This is a genomic window from Sulfitobacter sp. 1A13421 (assembly GCF_043557285.1).
GTDB lineage: Bacteria > Pseudomonadota > Alphaproteobacteria > Rhodobacterales > Rhodobacteraceae > Sulfitobacter > Sulfitobacter faviae.
The window spans coordinates 66809-87383 of sequence record NZ_JBIFFQ010000010.1; the positions used below are offsets into that span (position 1 = coordinate 66809).

The 20575-nt window shown below is 62.2% G+C and carries 20 protein-coding genes, 1 pseudogene and 1 riboswitch; of the genes and pseudogenes, 9 read left to right on the forward strand and 12 right to left on the reverse strand.

The window, feature by feature from the left end:
- Positions 1–7 precede the first annotated feature (7 nt).
- Positions 8–56: riboswitch (SAM-SAH riboswitch) on the forward strand.
- A 4-nt stretch (positions 57–60) separates the two neighbouring features.
- Positions 61–1242: a methionine adenosyltransferase gene (gene metK, locus ACGYLI_RS15430; protein ID WP_271691856.1), complete on the forward strand. Its 1182-nt coding sequence runs from the start codon at positions 61–63 to the stop codon at positions 1240–1242.
- A gap of 45 nt (positions 1243–1287) precedes the next feature.
- Here the strand turns inward: metK and ACGYLI_RS15435 are convergent, their stop codons facing one another.
- From ACGYLI_RS15435 to trmB, 4 genes are all read right to left on the reverse strand, one after another.
- Positions 1288–1914 (reverse strand): d(CMP) kinase, encoded by a 627-nt coding sequence (locus ACGYLI_RS15435; protein WP_271689435.1) that lies wholly within the window; start codon positions 1912–1914, stop codon positions 1288–1290.
- Complete coding sequence (locus ACGYLI_RS15440; protein ID WP_394419795.1) at positions 1911–2414, reverse strand: hypothetical protein; 504 nt, start codon at positions 2412–2414, stop codon at positions 1911–1913. The genes ACGYLI_RS15435 and ACGYLI_RS15440 overlap by 4 nt, the downstream gene beginning before the upstream one ends.
- Positions 2411–3763, reverse strand: a complete 1353-nt coding sequence (aroA, locus tag ACGYLI_RS15445; protein ID WP_394419796.1) for a 3-phosphoshikimate 1-carboxyvinyltransferase — start codon at positions 3761–3763, stop codon at positions 2411–2413. The genes ACGYLI_RS15440 and aroA overlap by 4 nt, the downstream gene beginning before the upstream one ends.
- 106 nt (positions 3764–3869) lie before the next feature.
- Positions 3870–4571 carry a tRNA (guanosine(46)-N7)-methyltransferase TrmB gene (trmB, locus tag ACGYLI_RS15450; RefSeq protein ID WP_067261420.1) on the reverse strand — a complete coding sequence of 234 codons (702 nt, stop codon included), beginning with the start codon at positions 4569–4571 and terminating at the stop codon, positions 3870–3872.
- A gap of 130 nt (positions 4572–4701) precedes the next feature.
- On the opposite strand from trmB, the gene ACGYLI_RS15455 reads away from it, so the two are divergent.
- From ACGYLI_RS15455 to ACGYLI_RS15475, 5 genes and pseudogenes are all read left to right on the forward strand, one after another.
- Entirely contained in the window at positions 4702–5454 is a 753-nt protein-coding gene (locus ACGYLI_RS15455; protein WP_394419797.1) for a response regulator, read from the forward strand.
- A 397-nt stretch (positions 5455–5851) separates the two neighbouring features.
- A pseudogene (gene rpsA, locus ACGYLI_RS15460) lies at positions 5852–7546 on the forward strand (30S ribosomal protein S1); the annotation flags it as partial.
- A 284-nt stretch (positions 7547–7830) separates the two neighbouring features.
- Positions 7831–8115 carry an integration host factor subunit beta gene (gene ihfB / locus ACGYLI_RS15465; protein ID WP_067261426.1) on the forward strand — a complete coding sequence of 95 codons (285 nt, stop codon included), beginning with the start codon at positions 7831–7833 and terminating at the stop codon, positions 8113–8115.
- Complete coding sequence (locus tag ACGYLI_RS15470; protein ID WP_067261428.1) at positions 8115–8465, forward strand: lipopolysaccharide assembly protein LapA domain-containing protein; 351 nt, start codon at positions 8115–8117, stop codon at positions 8463–8465. Before ihfB ends, ACGYLI_RS15470 begins: the two co-directional genes overlap by 1 nt.
- 9 nt (positions 8466–8474) lie before the next feature.
- Entirely contained in the window at positions 8475–9122 is a 648-nt protein-coding gene (locus ACGYLI_RS15475; RefSeq protein ID WP_394419798.1) for a phosphoribosylanthranilate isomerase, read from the forward strand.
- A gap of 75 nt (positions 9123–9197) precedes the next feature.
- Here ACGYLI_RS15475 and ACGYLI_RS15480 read toward each other — a convergent pair whose 3' ends face one another.
- From ACGYLI_RS15480 to ACGYLI_RS15500, 5 genes are all read right to left on the reverse strand, one after another.
- On the reverse strand, positions 9198–10694 hold the full coding sequence (locus ACGYLI_RS15480) for a phosphomannomutase/phosphoglucomutase (RefSeq protein WP_394419799.1): 1497 nt from the start codon (positions 10692–10694) through the stop codon (positions 9198–9200).
- Positions 10695–10721: 27 nt separating this feature from the next.
- Entirely contained in the window at positions 10722–11555 is an 834-nt protein-coding gene (gene kdsA, locus ACGYLI_RS15485; protein WP_394419800.1) for a 3-deoxy-8-phosphooctulonate synthase, read from the reverse strand.
- Entirely contained in the window at positions 11552–13288 is a 1737-nt protein-coding gene (locus ACGYLI_RS15490; protein WP_394419801.1) for a capsule biosynthesis protein, read from the reverse strand. The genes kdsA and ACGYLI_RS15490 overlap by 4 nt, the downstream gene beginning before the upstream one ends.
- Positions 13266–13925 carry an ABC transporter ATP-binding protein gene (locus tag ACGYLI_RS15495; RefSeq protein WP_067261436.1) on the reverse strand — a complete coding sequence of 220 codons (660 nt, stop codon included), beginning with the start codon at positions 13923–13925 and terminating at the stop codon, positions 13266–13268. The genes ACGYLI_RS15490 and ACGYLI_RS15495 overlap by 23 nt, the downstream gene beginning before the upstream one ends.
- Before the next feature lie 231 nt (positions 13926–14156).
- Positions 14157–14780 carry an acyl-homoserine-lactone synthase gene (locus tag ACGYLI_RS15500; protein ID WP_067261478.1) on the reverse strand — a complete coding sequence of 208 codons (624 nt, stop codon included), beginning with the start codon at positions 14778–14780 and terminating at the stop codon, positions 14157–14159.
- A gap of 465 nt (positions 14781–15245) precedes the next feature.
- Here ACGYLI_RS15500 and ACGYLI_RS15505 point away from each other — a divergent pair, with 465 nt between their 5' ends.
- On the forward strand, positions 15246–16649 hold the full coding sequence (locus ACGYLI_RS15505; protein ID WP_394419802.1) for a sensor histidine kinase: 1404 nt from the start codon (positions 15246–15248) through the stop codon (positions 16647–16649).
- 127 nt (positions 16650–16776) lie between these two features.
- Here the strand turns inward: ACGYLI_RS15505 and ACGYLI_RS15510 are convergent, their stop codons facing one another.
- Together ACGYLI_RS15510 and ACGYLI_RS15515 are read right to left on the reverse strand one after the other, a co-directional pair.
- On the reverse strand, positions 16777–17808 hold the full coding sequence (locus ACGYLI_RS15510) for a permease (RefSeq protein WP_394419803.1): 1032 nt from the start codon (positions 17806–17808) through the stop codon (positions 16777–16779).
- Positions 17801–18142, reverse strand: a complete 342-nt coding sequence (locus ACGYLI_RS15515; protein ID WP_394414264.1) for an ArsR/SmtB family transcription factor — start codon at positions 18140–18142, stop codon at positions 17801–17803. The genes ACGYLI_RS15510 and ACGYLI_RS15515 overlap by 8 nt, the downstream gene beginning before the upstream one ends.
- Positions 18143–18251: 109 nt before the next feature.
- Between ACGYLI_RS15515 and ACGYLI_RS15520 the strand changes: the two genes are divergently transcribed.
- Together ACGYLI_RS15520 and ACGYLI_RS15525 are read left to right on the forward strand one after the other, a co-directional pair.
- On the forward strand, positions 18252–18851 hold the full coding sequence (locus tag ACGYLI_RS15520; protein ID WP_136720430.1) for a uracil-DNA glycosylase family protein: 600 nt from the start codon (positions 18252–18254) through the stop codon (positions 18849–18851).
- Positions 18832–19638, forward strand: a complete 807-nt coding sequence (locus tag ACGYLI_RS15525) for an SseB family protein (RefSeq protein WP_394419804.1) — start codon at positions 18832–18834, stop codon at positions 19636–19638. Before ACGYLI_RS15520 ends, ACGYLI_RS15525 begins: the two co-directional genes overlap by 20 nt.
- Positions 19639–19714: 76 nt before the next feature.
- On the opposite strand, the gene ACGYLI_RS15530 is transcribed toward ACGYLI_RS15525, so the two are convergent.
- Positions 19715–20332, reverse strand: a complete 618-nt coding sequence (locus tag ACGYLI_RS15530) for a GcrA family cell cycle regulator (protein WP_394401407.1) — start codon at positions 20330–20332, stop codon at positions 19715–19717.
- Positions 20333–20575 lie beyond the last annotated feature (243 nt).

Consider the following 20575-nt stretch of genomic DNA (forward strand, 5'->3'; position numbering starts at 1 on the left):
CGTTGGGAGAGCACCACAACGGCTTCCTGACGTGGTGCGTAATTTTTATTGGAGCACTACATGTCCCGTCAGAACTATACTTTCACTTCGGAATCCGTTTCCGAGGGGCACCCGGATAAGGTCTGCGACCGGATTTCCGATGCCATCCTCGACGCTTTCATCAGCGAGGAACCCGAAGCGCGGGTCGCCGCCGAAACCTTTGCCACCACCAACCGCGTCGTGATCGGGGGCGAGGTCGGGCTGGCCAACAAGACCAAGCTCGATGAATATCTGGCGGGTGTCGAGGATATCGCCCGCGCCTGTATCAAAGACATCGGTTACGAGCAGGATGAGTTCCACCACGCGACATGTGAGATCACCAATCTGCTGCACCCGCAGTCGGCGCATATCGCCCAAGGCGTCGATGCCGCCGATGGCAAGGAAGAGGGCGCAGGCGATCAGGGCATCATGTTCGGTTTCGCCACTGATGAGACGCCCGAGTTGATGCCCGCGCCGATCCACTACGCCCATGCGATTCTGCGCCGTCTGGCCGAGGTGCGCAAAGACGGGACCGAGCCGACCCTGCGGCCCGATGCGAAAAGCCAACTTTCGGTGCGTTACGAGAACGGCAAACCGGTGGGCGTAAGCTCCATCGTGCTGTCGACCCAGCATGAGAGCGAAAGCCAGACCAGCGCCGATATCCGCGAGATCGTGGAGCCCTATATCCGTGAGGTGCTGCCCGAGGGTTGGATCGACGCCGACACCGTTTGGCATGTGAACCCGACCGGCGTTTTCGTGATCGGCGGGCCGGATGGCGACGCGGGCCTCACGGGCCGCAAGATCATCGTCGACACCTATGGCGGGGCCGCACCGCATGGCGGCGGCGCGTTTTCGGGCAAAGACCCGACCAAGGTCGACCGTTCGGCGGCCTATGTGGCGCGCTATCTGGCCAAGAACGTCGTAGCGGCAGGGCTGGCGAACAAATGCACCATCCAGCTGAGCTATGCGATTGGCGTGAGCGAGCCGCTTTCGATCTATTGCGACACCCATGGCACCGGTGACGTGCATGACGCGGCGATCGAAAAGGCGATCCGCCAGATCATCGACCTGACCCCGCGCGGCATTCGTGAGCATCTGCAGTTGAACAAGCCGATCTACCAGCGCACGGCGGCCTATGGCCACTTTGGCCGCGCGCCCGACGCGGATGGCGGTTTCAGCTGGGAACGCCGCGATCTGGTCGATCAGTTGAAGGCGGCTGTGTAAGGATTGAGGGGGTGGGCGACAGCGCCCCCCTTTTCGCGGCGGGGGTCAGCCCCGTTTCGCCTCGACCAAGGCCACGGCGGCGGCCACTGCATCTTCGATCGCCATTTCCGTCGTGTCGATCTGCTTGGCATCCTCGGCAGGTTTCAGCGGCGCTTGGTCCCGGCTCATGTCGCGCAGGTCGCGCTGGCGCACGTCTTCCAACACATCTTCATAGCTGGTCTCGATCCCTTTGCCCGACAGTTCGGCGAAACGGCGCTGTGCGCGCACTTCGGGGCTGGCGGTGATGAAGAGTTTGACCGGCGCGTCGGGGCAGATCACCGTGCCGATGTCGCGCCCGTCGAGCACCGCACCACCTGCGCGGGTGGCAAAGCTGCGCTGGAACCGCACAAGGGCGGCACGCACCGCGGGGATCACCGCCACTTTGCTGGCCTCTTGGGCAACCTCGGGGCTGCGCAGAGTAGGGTCTTCCAGATCGACGGGGGCGAGGGTCTGGGCCGCTTCTTCCGGGTCCATCCCGGTGAGGGTCTTGGCCGCGACCGCGCGGTACAAAAGCCCGGTGTCGAGATGCGCAAAGCCGAAATGTGCCGCCACGGCCTTGGCCACGGTGCCCTTGCCCGCCGCGGCGGGGCCGTCGATGGCAACGGTGATGCCGTTGGTTTTGTTGTCCGTCATTGCAAATTCCTTTTGTTCCGGGCCCGCAGGCCAAGCAGCAGGGCCGCCGTGAAACAGCCCGCCAGTATCACCCATTTCGCATTTGTGAACAGGCTCGCCGTTGCGACGGCCTGTGCGGTGATCCGGTCCGGCCCCAATTCGACCAGCCGCCCGATCAGCATGTTTTCGGTGTAATCCGCCCCCAGATACAGGGCCACGGCCAGCGTCAGCCCCAGCCGCAGCCCGCCCGACGACCAGCGCCGGAACCACAGCAGCAAGGCCAGCGCCAAAAGGGCGGGGAAGGCGGTGTCGGCCAGCCGGAACTGGCCGAGATACAGCGCCGTCTGCTCGGGGCTGAGTGCTGACAGATAGGAGCGCGCCTCGGGCAGATCATAGCCCAGAAGCCGCCCGTCCAAGACGCCGATGCCCGCCGCGCGCAGATGTGTCTCGGCAAAGCCCGCAAGGGCTGCAAAGGCCAGTGCAGCGCAAAGGCTGAGCCAGATCAGCCGGTCGCCTGTCACGCAGGCAACCGTTCGACCTGCGCACCCAAGGAGGCCATCAGCGGCTCGAAAATTGGGAAGGAGGTGGCGATGGGTCCGCCGTCATCCACCTGTACCGGCTGTTGCGCGACCATGCCAAGGATCAGGAACGACATGGCGATACGGTGGTCGAGATGGCTCTGACAGGTTGCACCGCCGGGGATATTGCCGTGGCCCAGACCTTTGACGGTCCACCAATCCGGCCCGTCTTCGACCGCGACCCCATTGCCGCGCAGCCCGCTGGCCATGGCCTCAATCCGGTCGCTTTCCTTGACGCGCAGTTCCTTGACGCCGCGCATCACGGTCTCGCCCGTCGCACAGGCTGCCACGACCGAGAGCACGGGGTATTCGTCGATCATGCTCGCCGCACGTTCGGGCGGTACTTCGATGCCCTTGAGGTTGGGCGAGAACTTTGCGCGCAGGTCGGCCACAGGCTCGCCGCCCTCGGTACGTTCGTTTTCATAAGTCAGATCCGCGCCCATCTCGCGCAGGGTGGTGAACAGCCCCGCCCGCGTAGGGTTCAAGCCGATGCCCGGCACGAGCACGTCTGAGCCGGGCACGATCAGCGCGGCACAAACGGGGAAAGCGGCGGAGGAGGGGTCGCGCGGCACGTCGATATGCTGCGGCTTCAACTCTGGCTGGCCGGTCAGGGTGATGACGCGGCCCTCGTCAGTCTCTTCGACCGTGATCTCGGCACCAAATCCTGCCAGCATCCGCTCGGTATGGTCGCGGGTGGCCTCGGCCTCGATCACCACGGTTTTGCCCGGCGCATTCAGCCCCGCCAGCAGCACCGCGGATTTCACCTGCGCCGAAGGCACGGGCACGGTGTAGCGCACTGGCACGGGCTCGGCCGCGCCCACGAGTGTCATCGGCAGGCGGCCCCCGGCGCGGCCCACGGTTTGCGTGCCGAACAGCGCCAGCGGGTCGGTCACCCGCGCCATCGGGCGGCTGTTGAGGCTGGCATCGCCCGTGAAGGTAACCGAGATCGGAGAGGTCGCCATCGCCCCCATCAACAGCCGCACGCCGGTGCCGGAATTGCCGCAGTCGATCACATTGTCCGGCTCGGCAAAGCCGCCGACGCCCACGCCGTGCACGGAATAGGAGCCGCCGCCGTGGTCGACCACCTCGGCCCCGAAAGCGCGCATGGCCTTGGCGGTGTCGAGCACGTCTTGCCCCTCCAAAAGCCCGGTGATCGTGGTCTCGCCTACGGCCATGGCGCCAAGGATGAGGCTGCGGTGCGAGATCGACTTGTCGCCGGGCACTTCGGCGGTGCCGCTAAGCGGCCCGCAGGCGCGCGATGACATAGGAATGGGGCTGCCGTGACTGGACATGAGGTACCTCTGATCTGCTCAAGGTTCCTATTATCGCAGGCGGGCGGCAGCGTCCATCGCCGCGCGTGCGATGGATTGGAAACGGGGTGGTATCAGCTGCAAATATTTAGCGTTTGCGGAAGGTCAGATAATGCGGGGTGCGCCCTTCGCGCAGCGCCTTTTGCTCATAGCGGGTCGAAATCCAGTCATCCCAAGGCGCGCGCCAATCGTCAGGCCCTTCGGCCAGCCAATCAAACCCATGCTGCGGCACCTGTTCGAGCGTCTGGCGAACGTAATCCTCAATATCCGTCGCCACGCGGAAGATCGCACCGGGTTTCAGCACGCGGGCCAGCGGCTCCAGATGCTCGGGCGTGACAAAACGGCGGCGGTGGTGGCGGGTTTTCGGCCAAGGATCGGGATAAAGCAGGAACGCCCGGTCGATGGAGGCTTCGGGCAGCACGTCGAACATATCGCGCACGTCACCGGGGTGAATGGCGAGGTTGTCCACGCCCGCGCGCCGGATTTTGCCCAGCAACATGGCGACGCCGTTGATGTAAGGCTCGCAGCCGATGATGCCTACATCCGGGTTTTGCCCGGCCTGATGCACCAGATGCTCACCGCCGCCAAAGCCGATTTCCAGCCAGACCTTGCGCCCGCCAAACAGCGTATCAAGGTCAAGGGGCCTACGGTCGGGATTGCTCTCCCAATCGACGGCCCCCGGCGACAATGCGTCGAGGTCTTCATCGATATAGGTCTTTTGCGACTTCTTCAGCGCTTTGCCTTTGAGACGGCCATAGAAGTTGCGGCGGGGGCGTGTTGTATCACTCATGGCGGCTCGTGTAGCGGCCTCGCCGCGCCACCGCAACATTCCTCTGCAAGGCTGGCGGCGAATAGGGGCGGGTTAACCATTTGTTAGGCTCCATGGGTGTAAATGCCGAGGCAAAGCAGGGGGACGGCTGATGAGCGTGGCAAGGCGCGGAAGCGGTGCAGGCGATAGGGCGGATGGCGCGGCGGGGCCTTTGGCGGCGGCGCGTATCCTGATCGTGGATGACCAGCGCTTTGACCGGATGCGGATCAAACGGCTCTGCGGGGGCTTGGATTTTCCTGTCTCTTTGACAGAGGCGGAGAGCCTCGCCGCCCTCGGCCAGCAGTTGGATGAGGGGGCGTTTGACCTGATCTTGCTGGACTACAACCTGCCCGATGGGGATGGCCTGCGCGGCTTGCAGATGATCCGTGCCCACCCGCGCAACGGTGGTGTGGCCACGGTGATGGTCACCGGGACGGAGCAGAGCGACGTCGCGATCGAAGCGCTGCGCGGCGGCTGTAGTGACTATATCGCCAAGGATGAACTGTCGCAAAGCACGCTCAGGCGTTCCGCCTTTCACGCGCTTCACAAGACCGCTCTGCAACTGGGCGTGGCCACGCAGGAGCAAAAACGGACTGAGCTGCAAAGCGTTCTACGGCGGTTCACCGAGGAATGCGCGCAGGATATCAAGCCGATGGTGAATGAAAGCATGCGCGCGCTATGCGCCTTGGACAGGTCGAACCCCGCCGCCGTGGCGGAGGCGTTAGGAAAGGTCGACTACACTTTTCTGCGCCTTTGGGAGTTTGTTGAGGACCTTGCCAGCTATCAAGGCAGTGACCTTGCCGAAGGCGATCTTGCCGATCCGCCGAAACCCGCGCCGGGGCTGGGCGCGGGCTGGAGCGGGTGAGAGGCAGGCTTCCCGCGGCAGAGGCCGTGCAGATCGCTAGGAAAAGGTTGCAGCGCGGCGCTCGGCCTGATCCGTTGTGGTGCCCTCTATCCCCGGACGCGCTACGGAGCCCTTGCCCGGCAGAACCCCGCATATCCCCCGGCCAGCACGCCATAGCCCTTGCAGGAGCGTCAAAATTCGCCTATACGCGCCTTGTCTAAGGGGCGGTTACAGCTTCGGACGCGATATAGCGGGCAGGGTCGGTACTAACCGGCCCTCTTTTGTTTGCGTTCGGCTGCGGGTCAACCGCTGTGCTTTTATGTCGGAGCTTCTCTGACAAGAACGGCACGGTGCCACCACAACGACCAATTGCAACTCCAGACCGGCGGAGACAACCGCGCGGCCAGAAACATTTGATAAGGATACGAAAAGCTACATGACTAAAGCAATGGACGAATTCGAAGCGCTTCTTAACGAGAGCTTTGAAATGGACACGCCCCAAGAGGGCACAGTCGTCAAAGGCAAGGTGATCGCTGTCGAAGCGGGCCAAGCCATCATCGACGTCGGCTACAAAATGGAAGGCCGCGTTGAGCTGAAAGAATTTGCTGATCCCGGCGAATCCCCCAAAATCGAAGTTGGCGACGAAGTCGAAGTTTTCCTTCGCCAAGTCGAAAACGCGCGTGGCGAAGCCGTCATCAGCCGCGAAATGGCCCGCCGTGAGGAAGCCTGGGATCGTCTGGAAAAAGCCTATGCCGCAGAAGAGCGTGTCGAAGGCGCGATCTTTGGCCGTGTCAAAGGTGGCTTCACCGTCGACCTCGGCGGCGCAGTTGCATTCCTGCCCGGCTCCCAAGTCGACGTGCGCCCCGTACGCGACGCAGGCCCGCTCATGGGTCTCAAGCAGCCGTTCCAAATCCTCAAGATGGACCGCCGTCGTGGCAACATCGTTGTATCGCGCCGTGCGATCCTCGAAGAGTCCCGCGCCGAACAGCGTGCCGAAGTCATTGGCAACCTGACCGAAGGTCAGACCGTCGATGGTGTGGTCAAGAACATCACCGAATACGGTGCGTTTGTTGACCTTGGCGGTGTTGACGGCTTGCTGCACGTCACCGACATGGCATGGCGCCGCGTGAACCACCCCTCCGAGATCCTGTCGATCGGCGAGACCATCAAGGTTCAGGTCATCAAGATCAACAAAGAGACCCACCGCATCAGCCTCGGCATGAAGCAGCTGCAGGAAGATCCATGGGATCTGGTCGGCGCGAAATACCCGCTGGGTTCCGTGCACAGCGGCCGCGTGACCAACATCACCGACTACGGCGCATTCGTCGAGCTGGAGCCCGGTGTTGAAGGTCTTGTCCACGTCTCCGAGATGTCCTGGACCAAGAAGAACGTGCACCCCGGCAAGATCGTGTCCACAAGCCAAGAAGTTGAAGTCATGGTTCTGGAAATCGACAGCGCCAAGCGTCGCGTTTCCCTTGGTCTCAAGCAGACCATGCGCAACCCATGGGAAGTCTTTGCTGAGACCCACCCCGAGGGCACCGAAGTCGAAGGCGAAGTCAAGAACATCACCGAATTCGGTCTGTTCGTTGGCCTGCCCGGCGACATCGACGGCATGGTTCACCTCTCCGACCTCAGCTGGGACCAGCGCGGCGAGGAAGCGATTCAAGACTACCGCAAAGGTGACGTGGTTCAGGCCGTTGTCTCCGAAGTGGACGTCGAGAAAGAGCGCATCTCGCTTTCGATCAAGAACGTCGGCGGTGACAAGTTCGCCGAAGCCGTGGGCGGCGTGAAGCGCGGCTCGATCGTGACCGTGACTGTGACCTCCATCGAAGATGGCGGCATCGAAGTCGAATACGAAGGCATGAAGAGCTTCATCCGTCGTTCCGACCTCAGCCGTGACCGTGCCGAACAGCGCCCCGAGCGTTTCTCGGTCGGTGACAAGGTCGACGTGCGCATCACCAACGTTGATGCGAAAGCACACCGTCTGGGCGTCTCCATCAAGGCACGCGAGATCGCGGAAGAGAAAGAGGCGGTACAGCAGTACGGTTCCTCCGACTCCGGCGCGAGCTTGGGCGACATCCTTGGTGCGGCGCTGAAAGGCGACGACGAGTAAGCATATTCCACGTTGAATATGTAATCTTAGCGAAGGCCCCGCATGGCGACATGCGGGGCCTTTTGCTGTTCAGGGGGCGGGGTCGAATCGCGAAGCGGGTTTTGGCCCTTATGCCCAATCCCTACGCGCCGTGGCCTTCAGCGGCAGCAGGCGGCGGAAAAGGGCCGAAATAACAGAGGTTTCGCCGCGAAAAATCTATCGCGGCGCTGGTGGAACACCTTCCCGTGTGGGGCGTTATTTCCTATAGTCGGGTAAGACATCAATAAATTCTCGGGGGACGTGCCATGATCCGGTCGGAACTGATCCAGAAGATCGCTGACGACAATCCGCATCTTTATCAACGTGATGTTGAGCGGATCGTAAACACGGTCTTTGATGAGATCACGGGCGCCATGGCGCGTGGGGACCGGGTCGAATTGCGCGGCTTCGGTGCTTTTTCCGTTAAGAAACGCGATGCCCGTGTGGGGCGCAACCCGCGCACCGGTGAGACGGTGAATGTCGAAGAAAAGCATGTGCCTTTCTTCAAGACAGGCAAGCTCTTGCGCGACCGGCTGAACGGGAAAAGCTGATGCGTTACATTCGTTATGCCTGCATCGCGCTTTTCGCGATTGCGCTGGTTTCCGTTGCTCTGGCGAACCGGAATATCGTGACACTCCAAGTGCTTCCAACCGAGATTTCAGGTTGGTTTGCCGTGAACCCTTCTATCGAACTGCCGCTCTTTATCGTGATCCTTGGCGGGATCATCGTAGGGCTTTTGGTGGGCTTCGTTTGGGAATGGATCCGCGAACACGGCCACCGGGCCGAACTGGCACGGCAAGCCCGTGAGCGTCGTCGGTTGGAGCGTGAGGTGATCCGCCTCAAGGAAGAGAAGCATCAGGGCAAGGATGAGGTGCTGGCGCTGCTCGACGAAGCAGGCTAAACCCCACCCATGCCTGAGAACGTTAACGTAAAAATCTGCGGTTTGACCGACCCTGCCGATGTGCCAGCCGCCCTTTTGGCGGGCGCACGCACCTTGGGGTTCGTCTTCTTCGAAAAATCCCCCCGCCATCTGTCGCTGGAGGCCGCGGCGCATATGACCGAGGCAGTGCCTGACGGCATTTGCAAGGTCGCGCTGACCGTCAATGCCGACGATGCGGCGCTGGATGCGCTGCTGGCCGCGGTGCCCTTTCTGGACATGCTACAGCTGCACGGCAGCGAAAGCCCGGCGCGGGTGGCCGAGGTCAAAGCGCGCTATGGGCTGCCGGTGATGAAGGCCGTCGGCGTGGCCGATCGCGATGATTTGGCGCTGCTGAACGACTATGTCACCGTCGCGGATCAGCTTTTGGTCGATGCCAAACCGCCCAAGGACGCGGTGCTGCCGGGGGGCAACGGTTTAGCCTTTGACTGGCGGCTGATCGCTGGGCGTCGCTGGCCCAAGCCTTGGATGCTTGCCGGGGGGCTGAATGCCGACAACGTGGGGGAGGCGATTGCCCTCACCGGGGCGCGGCAGGTTGATGTCTCTTCGGGGGTCGAGAGCGCGCCGGGGGTGAAGGATGCCGATCGCATTCGCGCCTTCTGCGAAGCGGCGCTGAAGTAAGCTCTTTTAGTTCAAAGAAAAAAGGCCCGGTGGCGATGCCCCGGGCCATTGTCGTTCTGGTGCCGTAAATGGCGATCAGATCGATTGATCGTAATCGCCCACGCCCGGCTCTGTGCGGATCACCGCATCGATATCGGCGAAGATCGCGCGCATTTCGGCGTCAGATTCGGGGCTTTCGCAGACCACGACGAGGTTCGGCGTGTTGGAGGAAGCCCGCACAAGGCCCCAGCCGCCGTTGTCGAGCATGACGCGTGCGCCGTTGACTGTAATAACCTCGGCAATCGCGCGACCGCCGATCTTGTCCCCGGCATCGGCCTTGGCTGTGAGCTTTTGCACGATCCGGTCGAGGATGTCGTATTTCTCGGTGTCCGAGGCATAGGGCGACATTGTGGGCGTCGAATAGGTCTGAGGCAGGGCGCGGCGCAGGTCCGACATGGATTTGTCGGGGTTGCGGTCCATCAGTTTGCAGATTTCCACCGCAACGCGCATGCCGCAGTCATAGCCACGGCCAATCGGCTCGGCCAAGAAATAGTGGCCGGACTTTTCGAACCCCGCCAGCGCGCCCAGTTCTTTGACCCGGCGTTTCATGTGGCTATGGCCGGTTTTCCAATAGTCCGCCTTGGCCCCGTATTTCTGCAACTCAGGGTCCGAGGCAAAGAGACCGGTGGACTTCACATCGGCGACGAAGGTGCTGTTTGGGTGCAGCTTGGCCAGATCGCGGGCCATGATGACGCCCATCTTGTCGGCGAAGATCTCTTCGCCCTCGTCATCCACCACGCCGCAGCGGTCCCCGTCCCCGTCGAAACCAAGCGCCAGATCAGCGCCGGAGACGCGGACGCTGTCGGCCATGTCGTGCAGCATCTCCATGGCTTCGGGGTTTGGGTTGTAATGGGGGAAGGTGTAGTCGAGCGTGTTGTGGCTATCGACGACTTCGACCCCCAAACGGCGGAACAGCTCGGGCGCGAAGGCCGACGCGGTGCCATTGCCGGTGGCGCAAACGACTTTCAGTTTGCGGGTCATTTTGAAGTCAGCCACAAGGTCATCCAAATAGGCTTCGCGCACGCCGTCGACGAACTCATAAGCCCCGCCCGGGCGCTGCTCGCCGCGGCCATTCAGGACGATGTCGCGCAGTTCGGCCATCTCGTCCGGGCCGTGGGTGAGGGGGCGCTGAAAACCCATTTTGACGCCGGTCCAGCCGTTCGGGTTGTGGCTCGCCGTGACCATGGCAACGGCAGGGGCATCGAGGTGGAACTGGGCGAAATAGGCCATTGGGGAAAGCGCCGGGCCGATATCCTTAACCGTGATCCCGGCCTGCATCAGCCCCAGCATCAGCGCATTTTTGATTGAGAGCGAATAGTCGCGATAGTCATTGCCCACGGCGATGACAGGCTCAATCCCACGCGCATGCATCTGCGTGCCAAGGCCAAGGCCGAGGGCGGTGATGCCGGGCAGATTGATATCGTCGGGGTATTTCCAACGCGCGTCATATTCGCGGAAACCTGTGGGGGTGATCATCGCATCGCGCAGAAATTCCCAAGTGTTCGGGGTCACGGTGGAGGCCGGTTTAGTCACGTCAAATACTCGCTTTTTAAGATAAATTTAGAAAGTCAGCGGGTGGCTTTTGGCCAGCGCGTCGAATTGCATCAAAAGGTTGATCAGCCCCGGCATCTGGTCGAGGTAGATCATATTGGGCCCGTCGCTAGGCGCGCGGTCGGGGTCTTCGTGGGTTTCCATGAAGATCGCCGCAACGCCGATGGCGGCAGCACCGCGGGCCATGACCGGGGCAAACTCACGCTGTCCGCCCGAAGACCCGCCCTTGCCGCCGGGCTGGGCGACGGAGTGTGTCGCGTCCATCACCACCGGGTAGCCGGTCTGGGCCATCTGCGGCAGGCTGCGCATGTCGGCAACCAGCGTGTTGTAGCCGAAGGTCGTGCCGCGTTCGGTCAGCAGGATGTTGCGGTTCCCGGTGCTTTCGATCTTATCGACGATGTTCTGCATCTCCCAGGGGGCGAGGAACTGACCCTTCTTCACGTTCACCGCCTTTCCCGTCTCCCCGGCGGCGAGCAGCAGGTCGGTTTGGCGGCAGAGGAAGGCGGGGATTTGCAGCACGTCGACCACGTCACCGGCCTGTGCGCATTGCGCCTCATTATGCACATCCGTCAGCACCGGCACGTCATTGGCACGCGCCACAGATTGCAGGACTTGCAGCCCCTTTTCGATGCCCAAACCGCGTTTACCCGAGAGGGAGGTGCGGTTGGCCTTGTCATAGCTGCCCTTGAAGATGAACTGCGCGCATGCGGCGTCACAGGCCTCTTTCAACACCCCCGCGACCATCTGCGCGTGGTCTTCGCTCTCCAACTGGCAGGGGCCAGCGATCACGGTGAGGGGACGATCATTGCCGACGGTTAGATTGCCAATGCGCAGCTGGGTCATGAAGTTACCTGTTCTCTTAGAATGGACGCTGTCAGGGACAACATCAGGTAGATGCCTGCAAAGATAAGGAAAGCCAATATCGTGTTTTCGAACTTGCGGGGGTAGGTCGCCTCGTCCGGGGCCACGGGGTTGACCGCCACGGTGAGGTAGCGGACCTGCCGCCCGGCCTCGGTTCGGGCCTGTTCCATTGCGGTTTGCGCGCTTTGCAGCACCATGTCGGCAGAGGCGAGATCGGCCTGGGCAAGCTGGGCGGCGACCGCCTGTTGCGCCAGCGAGTTTTCGCCTTCATTGGCGGCGGTCATCCGCTCGCGCAGTTTGGTGAGCTGCTCGCGCAGCCGTCGCACATCCCCGCGCGCGCCATCGACCTTGGCTTGGTTCGGGCGCTGGTTGTCGAGCAGGGCGGCGAGTTCGAGTTCCTTTTCGATCAACAGGGTCTCGTAATTGGTGATCTGCGTGCGGATCGACGCGATCATCGCCTCGGGGTCGACGTTGTTGTCGACCTGCAATTTGATCAGCGCCTCCTGCGCCGCGCGGCGGTTCTCCAGCGCGGTTTCATAACCCTCCAGCGCGTCGCGCATCCCGTCTTCGCGCTTTTGCTTGCTCAGGTCATTCACCCGCTCTTCGGCATAGGTGAGCAGACGTTTCGAGAATTCTTCCGAGACCTCGGGATCGGCGGCGATCACCTCCATCCGGATCACGCCTTCGGTCGGGTCGTAACCGATTTTGACGTTCTTCTTGTAGGTTTTGTAGGCTTCTTCGTTGCTGGGGTTTTCCGAAAGCCGTTGGATCGCGTCGATCTCAGGGTCGGCGAAATGGGCGCGGAACCCTGCGTCTTCGTCGAGGCGCAGCATCGCGTCTTTCGATTGCAGATAGGCCTGCGTGGCAATGCTGTCGGCGCTATTGGCGAATTGCGTGGGCAGCAGCCCGCCAAAGGGGCTGGAGCCGCCGCCACCTTCGTTCTGAATGATCAGAAACTGGCTTTCGGTGGCATACATCGGTGTGGCGATTTTGTAGAAATAGTAACCCGCGGCGATGGTGGGCAGCATGACGAAAAAGGCCAGCCGGACCAGCAGCATGGCCGCTTTGCGGCGGCGGCGGCGGGTGATGTCGCGCTGAATGTCCGAGATCTCGCGCTGGCGGCGCTCGGCGGGGCTGACATCGGTCGAGGGCAGGCCGCGCGGGCCGCGGGGCGTGGTCTGGGGCAGTTGCACCTTCGGGTCGCCGGGCTGGCCGCGGGTGGCGGGCAGGCCGCTGTCCGCCGGATCACCCGCCTGCGGCACCACGAGTTCCAGCATGTTGGACCGCTGAAACGGGTCGATCCCCTTGGCCCGCAAAAGGCGCACCGCGTCGAAATCCGAGGTTGGCGCCAGCCCGTGTTTCTGCGCCACCCGCCGCGCCATGCGCAATTGGCGGCCTGTCAGCCCTTCGCGGCGGATCGCGTCGATGTCCTGCTCGGCCGAGACTTCATTGGCGGAGGACACCTCGCCCGAGCGGGCGCTCTCGGAATGGGGCGCTTTGCCGCTGCGGGCGGCATGTTCCAAGGCTTCCTTGCTGTGCGAGGGTTCCACCTCGGTCGCATCGGCGACGGCGCGCAGCTTGGCCTTGCGCGCGGCCTTTTCGGCGTCGGTCTGGCCCGCCTGCGCCTTCTCGGCGCTGCTCGGCGCGGCGCTGCTGCCCGAGGGGGGCGGCGCTTTGCGGATGCGGAATTTTCTAGCCTTGGGTTTCGTAGTCATAGAGCTGTTTCGCTTCTTCCAAGGTGTCGAACATATGTAGCTTGCCGTCCAAAAGGACAGCGGCGGAGCGGGCAAATTTCTCAAGCGTATGGGCCTGATGCGAGACGATGATGATCGTCGTGGTCCGCAGCCGTTCTTTCAGAATATCACCCGCCTTGCGGTTAAATTCCACGTCTGTCGTGCCGGGCATGCCTTCGTCAATCAGATAGATATCAAAATCTAGCGCCAACATCAGCGCGAATGAGAAACGCGCCCGCATCCCGGCAGAATAGGTGCCGAGCGGCTGGTCAAAATATTCCCCCAAACCGCAGAGCCAGCGGCAAAAGCTTTCGACGTAATCAGGGTCAAGCCCATAGAGCCGCGCGATATAGCGGGCGTTCTCCATGGCTGAGACTTTATTGACCACCCCGCCCATAAAACCCAATGGAAACGAGATGTTACAGCCGCGCCTAATCTCTCCTTCGTCGGGTTTTTCCAGCCCGGCCATCATGTTGATCAGGGTCGTTTTGCCGGTGCCGTTGGGGGCCAGAATGCCCAAGGAGTTGCCAAGCTCCACGCGAAAAGACACCCGGTCAAGAATGACCTTGTGCTGCGATCCCGTCCAAAAGGACTTGGACACATTTTCAAATTCCAGCATTCGCTGCTCCGGTTGGTGCTAAGCGGGGCGTCGCGGCGCCTCTGGTATCAGAGGTATCTTAACCGTTTATTCACGGAATTTGACCACAATATGTCGAAACGCGGGCGTTCGCTGGGGCAGGGTGCCGCGTGGGGCTGTTTGGTGACGGTAAAACTTGCTGCCCGCAGGACGGGTATCCTGCGGGAGAGGGGGCATAAGAGGAGGGCATATCGGCCCGCGCCCGCGCGGGGGTCAGTGCAACGTGTGGGTGCTCTCGGTCGGGGCCATCTCGCCGATGTAGCTGACGTTCATCAAGGCCGCCTGCGTGCGGTCACCGTCGATGTTTTGCACCGGGCCCACGGGCACGGCGCTCATCAGGCCAAGCCGGGTCATCCAGCGGCTGAAGGTGGCGGGCACGATGCCCAGAACATGGCTGGCGCCCATGGCATAGGCGGCACCGGCCATCTGGTTCATCAGCATACGTTGCACGGCGATGCGGCGTTGGGCAGGGACTGCGCTGGTCAGGAACAGGCGGGTGGCTTCCCAGATGTCGTCGCGCACAGGCGCTTTGAAGAACAGCACGTCCTGCGGAATGTCCGGCAGCATCCCCAGTTGCGCATCGCGCAGCATGTAGCTGTATTGCGCGCAGGTCGAGGTGGTGGGCATCAGGCGGACCCCGCCCATGACCTCCCCATATTCATGCAAAACGATCCAACGCGCGCGGGGCGTGTCGTATTGGTCAAACTCCATCCCATCAACCTGAGGGAGATCCCATTGCTTGTCGTCGATAAAGATTCGGCGCCGCGCCCGGAGGAAGTTGACGAATAATTCCCCGTGCTGATGCATGTTCAAAAATGACAAAGTTGTGGCACGCATATATGGGTTGGCGCGGGCAAGGGCTTCGGGGCTATAGGGGTCAGTCTCTGTCGATTTGCTGTTAAGCAGTTTTCGTGGAAAGCGGTTGTTCTTTACTTCCAGCGCCTTAGCGTCCTGTGGCGTCAGTTCGGGAAGAACATCCTGCCAAGATTTTCCACTGAAGCTCCGTCCTTGCAGACTCATGTTGGACCTCGAAAATTCGCTGTAAAAATACCTCTTATCAAGAGGCTAACCTCTAGTTGCATGAAATGGCCATGCTTATGTCCCATTTCCGGGTGTAGAAGGGAAGATGATCGCGTCTAGCATGTGCTTCGATGCCGAAATGCAACATGTTAAAGGCGTTTATCGGCAGAATGCCGGCATTCGAGCAGCCGACCGAAGAAAACGAGAGCGATGTCGCAGGAAAAAGTAACATACGGCCCGATTCAAACGCCGCATCTGGCAGACGCGACAAAGGTACAGCAGATGCGGGATTACTCCCAAGTCGGCGTTAACCTGTTCTGGCAGCGGCAGATGATCTTTGCGGCGGCCATTTTCCTGTCTGCGTTTTACTACGATCTGTGGCTGTCGATCTCGACCGTGATCCTGATCGCGATTTCCGAGACTTTCGACTATCTGCTTTTCCTGCGCATCACCCGCTGGCGGGGGCGCAGCCCACGTTTGGCGCGTTTGTTCATGAACCGCATCTATATCGGCACGGTGCTGAGCGCCGGGGTGATCAGCTATTTCGCCCTTGGGATCGCGTTACAGCAGGGGGCGACGACGCATTTCCTGCCGCTCTTCTTCCTTTTCGCGGCCGCGCTTTTCGCCTCGATGAACAACCACCATATCCTGCCGGTGCTGATGCTGCGGCTTGCGATCTATGGCGCGACATTCCTCTTCATCCCGATCTGGGACATCGTGCGCACGGGGGCGAGCATCGAATCCGAGCTTTGGACCCAGTTGTTCACCGTGGTCTTCGTGCTCTATTTCATCGTCGATTGCTCTCGCATCTTCCTCAAGATGTACCGCACAAATCTGCGCCAGCTTGAAGAGCTGAAGGTCGAGCATGAGAAAACCAAGATCGCGTTCAAGGTGAAGACCGAATTCGTCTCGACCATCAGCCATGAGCTGCGCACGCCGATGACCTCGATCAAAGGGTCGCTCGATATGGCCTGCGCCGGGGTTTTGGGCGAAATGACCCCGCAGATGGAGAAAGTGTTAAAGATCGCGCAGCGCAACTCGGCGCGGCTGACGTCGATCATTAACGAGATTCTCGACCTGCAAAAGTTCGAGGCGGGCAAGATCAGCTTTGATATCGAACCGCTTGAGGTGCAGACCATCATCGAAGACGCGATTGAGTTGAACCAATCCTTTGCAGGCAACCTTGGCGTGACGCTGCGCTATGCCAAACCGTCGGAGCCTGCGGGGATCGCCACGGATGAAAAGCGCCTGCAACAGGTGATGTCCAACCTGCTGTCGAACGCGGCCAAATTCTCGCCCGCAGGGTCGACGGTCAAGGTTACCTCGGTCAACCGTGGCGACAAGGTGCGGATCAGCGTGATCGACGAGGGGATCGGCCTTGCCGAATCCGAGCGCGAGAAGGTTTTTGACGAATTCTCGCAGATCGATTCCTCGGACCAGCGGGCCGTCGGCGGCACCGGGCTGGGAATGAACATCTCGAAACGGATTATCGAAGCCTTGGGCGGGCAGATCGACTATTTCAAGAACGACGGCCCCGGCACGACCTTCTATATCGATATGCCCTTGGGCAATGGTACGGGGAAGGAGTTGCCCCATGGGATGGCCGTCAAAGACATGGTGAATGGCGAGGGGCCGATTGGGGATGAACCTTCCGAAAAGCCAGACGGAGAGCGCGCGGCGGCGTAAGTCGCGAGCGCCTCGCTGCCCGGCCTCTCGGCGGGGGCGACATCTGCCCTCGCCTCAGTAACAGTCGAAACGAAAAAGGGGGCGGCATTTCTACCGCCCCCGCATTCGGGTCGTCAGTTTGACGCGGTCACGCCACCAACTGCCAGATCACACCCGCAAAGATCGCTCCGACGAAGGCAAAACCGATATAGGCGGCGAAGACATGCGGTTTCACCAGTGCCCAGACCGCGATGGCCGCCGGAATGCAGCTTACCCCACCCGCCACGACAAAGGACATGGCCGCGCCTTGGGTCATCCCTTGCGCCAGCAGCGCGTCGATCAGGGGCACGGCGGCATAGCCATTCAGGTAGGCCGGTGCGCCCACGAATGCGCCCAGAATGATCGGCATGATCCCGGTGCCGCCCAAGACATTGGCGATCCATTCCGCGGGCACATAGGTCAGCATGAGGGCTTCGACCACATAGGCGAGGGTCAGCCATTTGACGAGGAACAGCGCATTGGTCAGTGCCGTGTCGGCAAAACTCGCGCGGCGCTCGGCCTCTTGCCAGAACTTCCAAACCGGCGCGCCGGAGAAGGGTTTGGCCGAAGAACAGCAGCTGCTTTTCGCGGGCTGGGGGCGCAGGGGGTCGTTGAAAATCGGCGTGCGGGACAGGGCCATGACGGTGAAGCCCCCAAACATGCCGACGCCAAGCGCCGCGATGGTTTTCGCCAAGGCGAAGTCGAAGCCGAGCGTGCCTGAGGTGATCGCGAACATCGCCGGGTCCATCAGCGGGGAGGCCAGCCAAAAGGCCATCACCGCGCCGAGCGGAGCGCCGACGGCCAGCAGCGCGGCGATAAAGGGGATTACCTCGCAACTGCAAAAGGGGGACAAGCCGCCAAGCGCCGCTGCCATCACCACCATCCGCGCCGGGTTGCCCTCGAACGCGCGGGCAAGCAGGCTCTCCGCCCCGCTGGCTTTGAGATAGGCCACGGCCAGCACCGCGAAGGCGATGAAGGGGGCGGTGTGCAAAAGCGCCTCAGACGCGAAGATGACCGTCGGCATGACCTGTGGCGAATCCAGCAGCGCGATCAGCGCCAAGAGCGCCAGCGTGATGCCCCAAGCGCCTTTCAAAAAGGCCAAGCGGTGCAGCGCGGGGAGGGTTTGTGTGGTATCAGCCATGGTTGTGCTCCGTGCAGCCGTCGATTGCGTCCGCGCAGCATTCGGTCAGCAGGAAATTCGCCAGTGCTTGCACTTCTTCATAGGCAACGGCGGCGCAGATGGTGCTGCGGCCTTGTTTTTCCTGTTTCACCAGACCGGCAGAGGCCAAGAGTTTCAGATGATGTGTCAGGGTCGAGCCGGTCACGCCGGTGCGTTCGCCCAGCGTGCCGATGTTTAGCCCCTCTGATCCGGCGCGCACCAGCGTGCGCAGCACCAGAAGGCGTTGTTCCGATCCAAGCGCCGCAAAGCTGCTGGCGGCGAGGGTGAGGGCGGGGGTTGCGGATTCTTGTTTCATGATTCTAGAAATATCGAAACGTCAGCGCGATGCAAGGTTTATTTCGATAATTGTCGAAGTGATGGCCCGCCGCCCTTTATCTTTTGCCCCTTCCGCTTATCTCCTGCTCATGAAGGATATCCGAGATGATCTGGCGGCCTGCCGCCTTTGTGCCGAGCGTTTCGCCGTGACCGCCACCCAGCATCGCCCGCGGCCCATCGTCTGGTTTAAACCCGGCGCGCGGCTGCTGATCGCCAGCCAAGCGCCCGGCAAGCGGGTGCATGAGGCGGGCAAGCCGTTCTGGGATATGTCCGGCACCCGCCTGCGCGACTGGCTGGGGCTGGATGAGGCGACATTCTATGACCGCGACAGGGTCGCCATCGTGCCGATGGGATTTTGCTTTCCGGGCTATGACGCCAAGGGCAGTGACCTGCCGCCGCCGCGTATCTGTGCGCAGACTTGGCGCAAACCGGTGCTGGAGATGCTGCCCGATCTGCGGCTCACGGTGCTGATCGGGGCCTATGCGATGAAATATCACCTGCCCGGATTTCGCAACGTGACCGAGGCCGTGGCCGGCTGGCGGGATCATCCACCGGGGGTCTTTGCCTTGCCTCATCCGTCGTGGCGCAATACCGGATGGTTGAACAAGAATCCCTGGTTCGCGGAAGAGGTCTTGCCCCGTCTGCGCGCCGCCGTGTCCGAGGTGATGAATGACCGACCGCCAAACTGACCCCAAGACCGAGCCGACCCCGCTCGACCAAGCCCATGCCGCGATGACCTCCGCCCCCGACGACGACGCGGCGCGGCTGCGATTTTACGAGCGTATCGCGGATGTCGAGCTTTTCATGCTGCTTGAGAATGAGCCGCAGGGCGATCAGATCAGCCCGGTGCTGCTTGACGATAGCTATGTTATGGTCTTCGACCGCGCGGCGCGGCTCTCGGCCCATGTGGGGGAGGCATCTCCTTACGTGGCGCTCTCGGGCCGTGCGATTGCCGCGATGTTGGAGGGGCAGCCCTTGGGCATGGCGGTGAATATCGGCGTGGCCCCGTCCGAGATCCTGCTGCCTGCCGAGGCGATGGACTGGCTGCGCAACACCCTGGCCCATGCGCCGGGCGAGGTGGAGGCGGGCATCGACCGCGTGTTCCCGCCGCAGGGCTTGCCCGAGACGCTGATCGCCGCGATTGACGCAAAGCTCGCCACGGCCACGGGCATGGCGGCAGGGGCCTTCCTTGTCGGTGTCGAATACAGCGGCGGCGGGCGCGGGCATCTGCTGGCCTTCGTCGGTGCGATCCCCCGCGCGCAAGACGCGCTGGTGCGCGCCGCGTCTGAGGCGCTGACCTTTTCGGGGATCGAGGCGGGGGCGATGGATGTCGGCTTCTTCGGCCCCAATGACGCGGTGGTCGAGAAGCTGGCCCGCGTCGGCCTGCGTTTTGACCTGCCGCAGATGGAGCCTTTGCAGAACACGCCCCGGATGGCCCCGGGCAGCGATCCGGCGAAACCGCCGAAACTGCGCTGATCTAGGCCTCAGGCAAAGAAAGAGGCGGGCAGGGCACTCAAGCCCGCCCGCCTTTTTTCATTTTATCCTGACCGTCTCAGCGGCGGCGGTCGCGCCGGGCGCTCATCGGTTGGAAGGCGACGCCGACATGGGCCTCGCAATAGGGTTTGCCCTGCTGCACGGGCAGGCCGCAGAACCAGAAATCATCGGTCGCCGGGTCGCCCACGGGCCATTTGCAGGTGCGTTCTGTCAGTTCCATCAGGCCGATCTTCTTGGCCTTCTTCTCGACTTCGCTGACCTTGGCAAGCGCCTCTGGGCTGATCTCATTCGCCGACGGCTGCGGCGGCAGGGGTTGGCCTGCGGGGATGATCTGCTTGCGTGCGGGCAGGTTGGGCTTGGGCGCCGGGGCTGCGGCGGGCTCTTCGGCTTCGGGCGCGGGGGCGGCTTCGGCCTCCGGCTCGGGCGCGGCTTTGGCGGCGGGCTTCGCCTTGGCCTCGGCCTTGGGGGCTGCGGGCTTGGCCTTGGGCTCCGGCTTGGCAGTCGCCGCCGCGGCGGCAGGCGCGCCCGCGGTGCGGTTCGACAGGCCCAGACGGTGCACCTTGCCGATCACGGCGTTGCGCGTCACCCCACCCAGTTCTTTCGCGATCTGGCTGGCGGACTGGCCTTCGCCCCACATCTTTTTCAGTGTCTCTACGCGCTCATCAGTCCAGGACATACGGGGTTCCCCAGTTAAAAAGCGGCCCCCTAGCCCGGACCGCTTTGTCAGTGTATCGGCCCCCATTTTATCTTCTGGGGCCGCAGGTGCAAGCGCCGATGCCCTCCGGGCGCGGGGCGCTGCGATTGGGGCTTTACGTGGGGGATGAAGGGCGGCTATGCAAGAGCCATGATCAAATCTGCCGCATATTCCATCCGACGACGCTTCGTCCGATAACATGGTGCCCCCCCCCCTTGGGGCGGC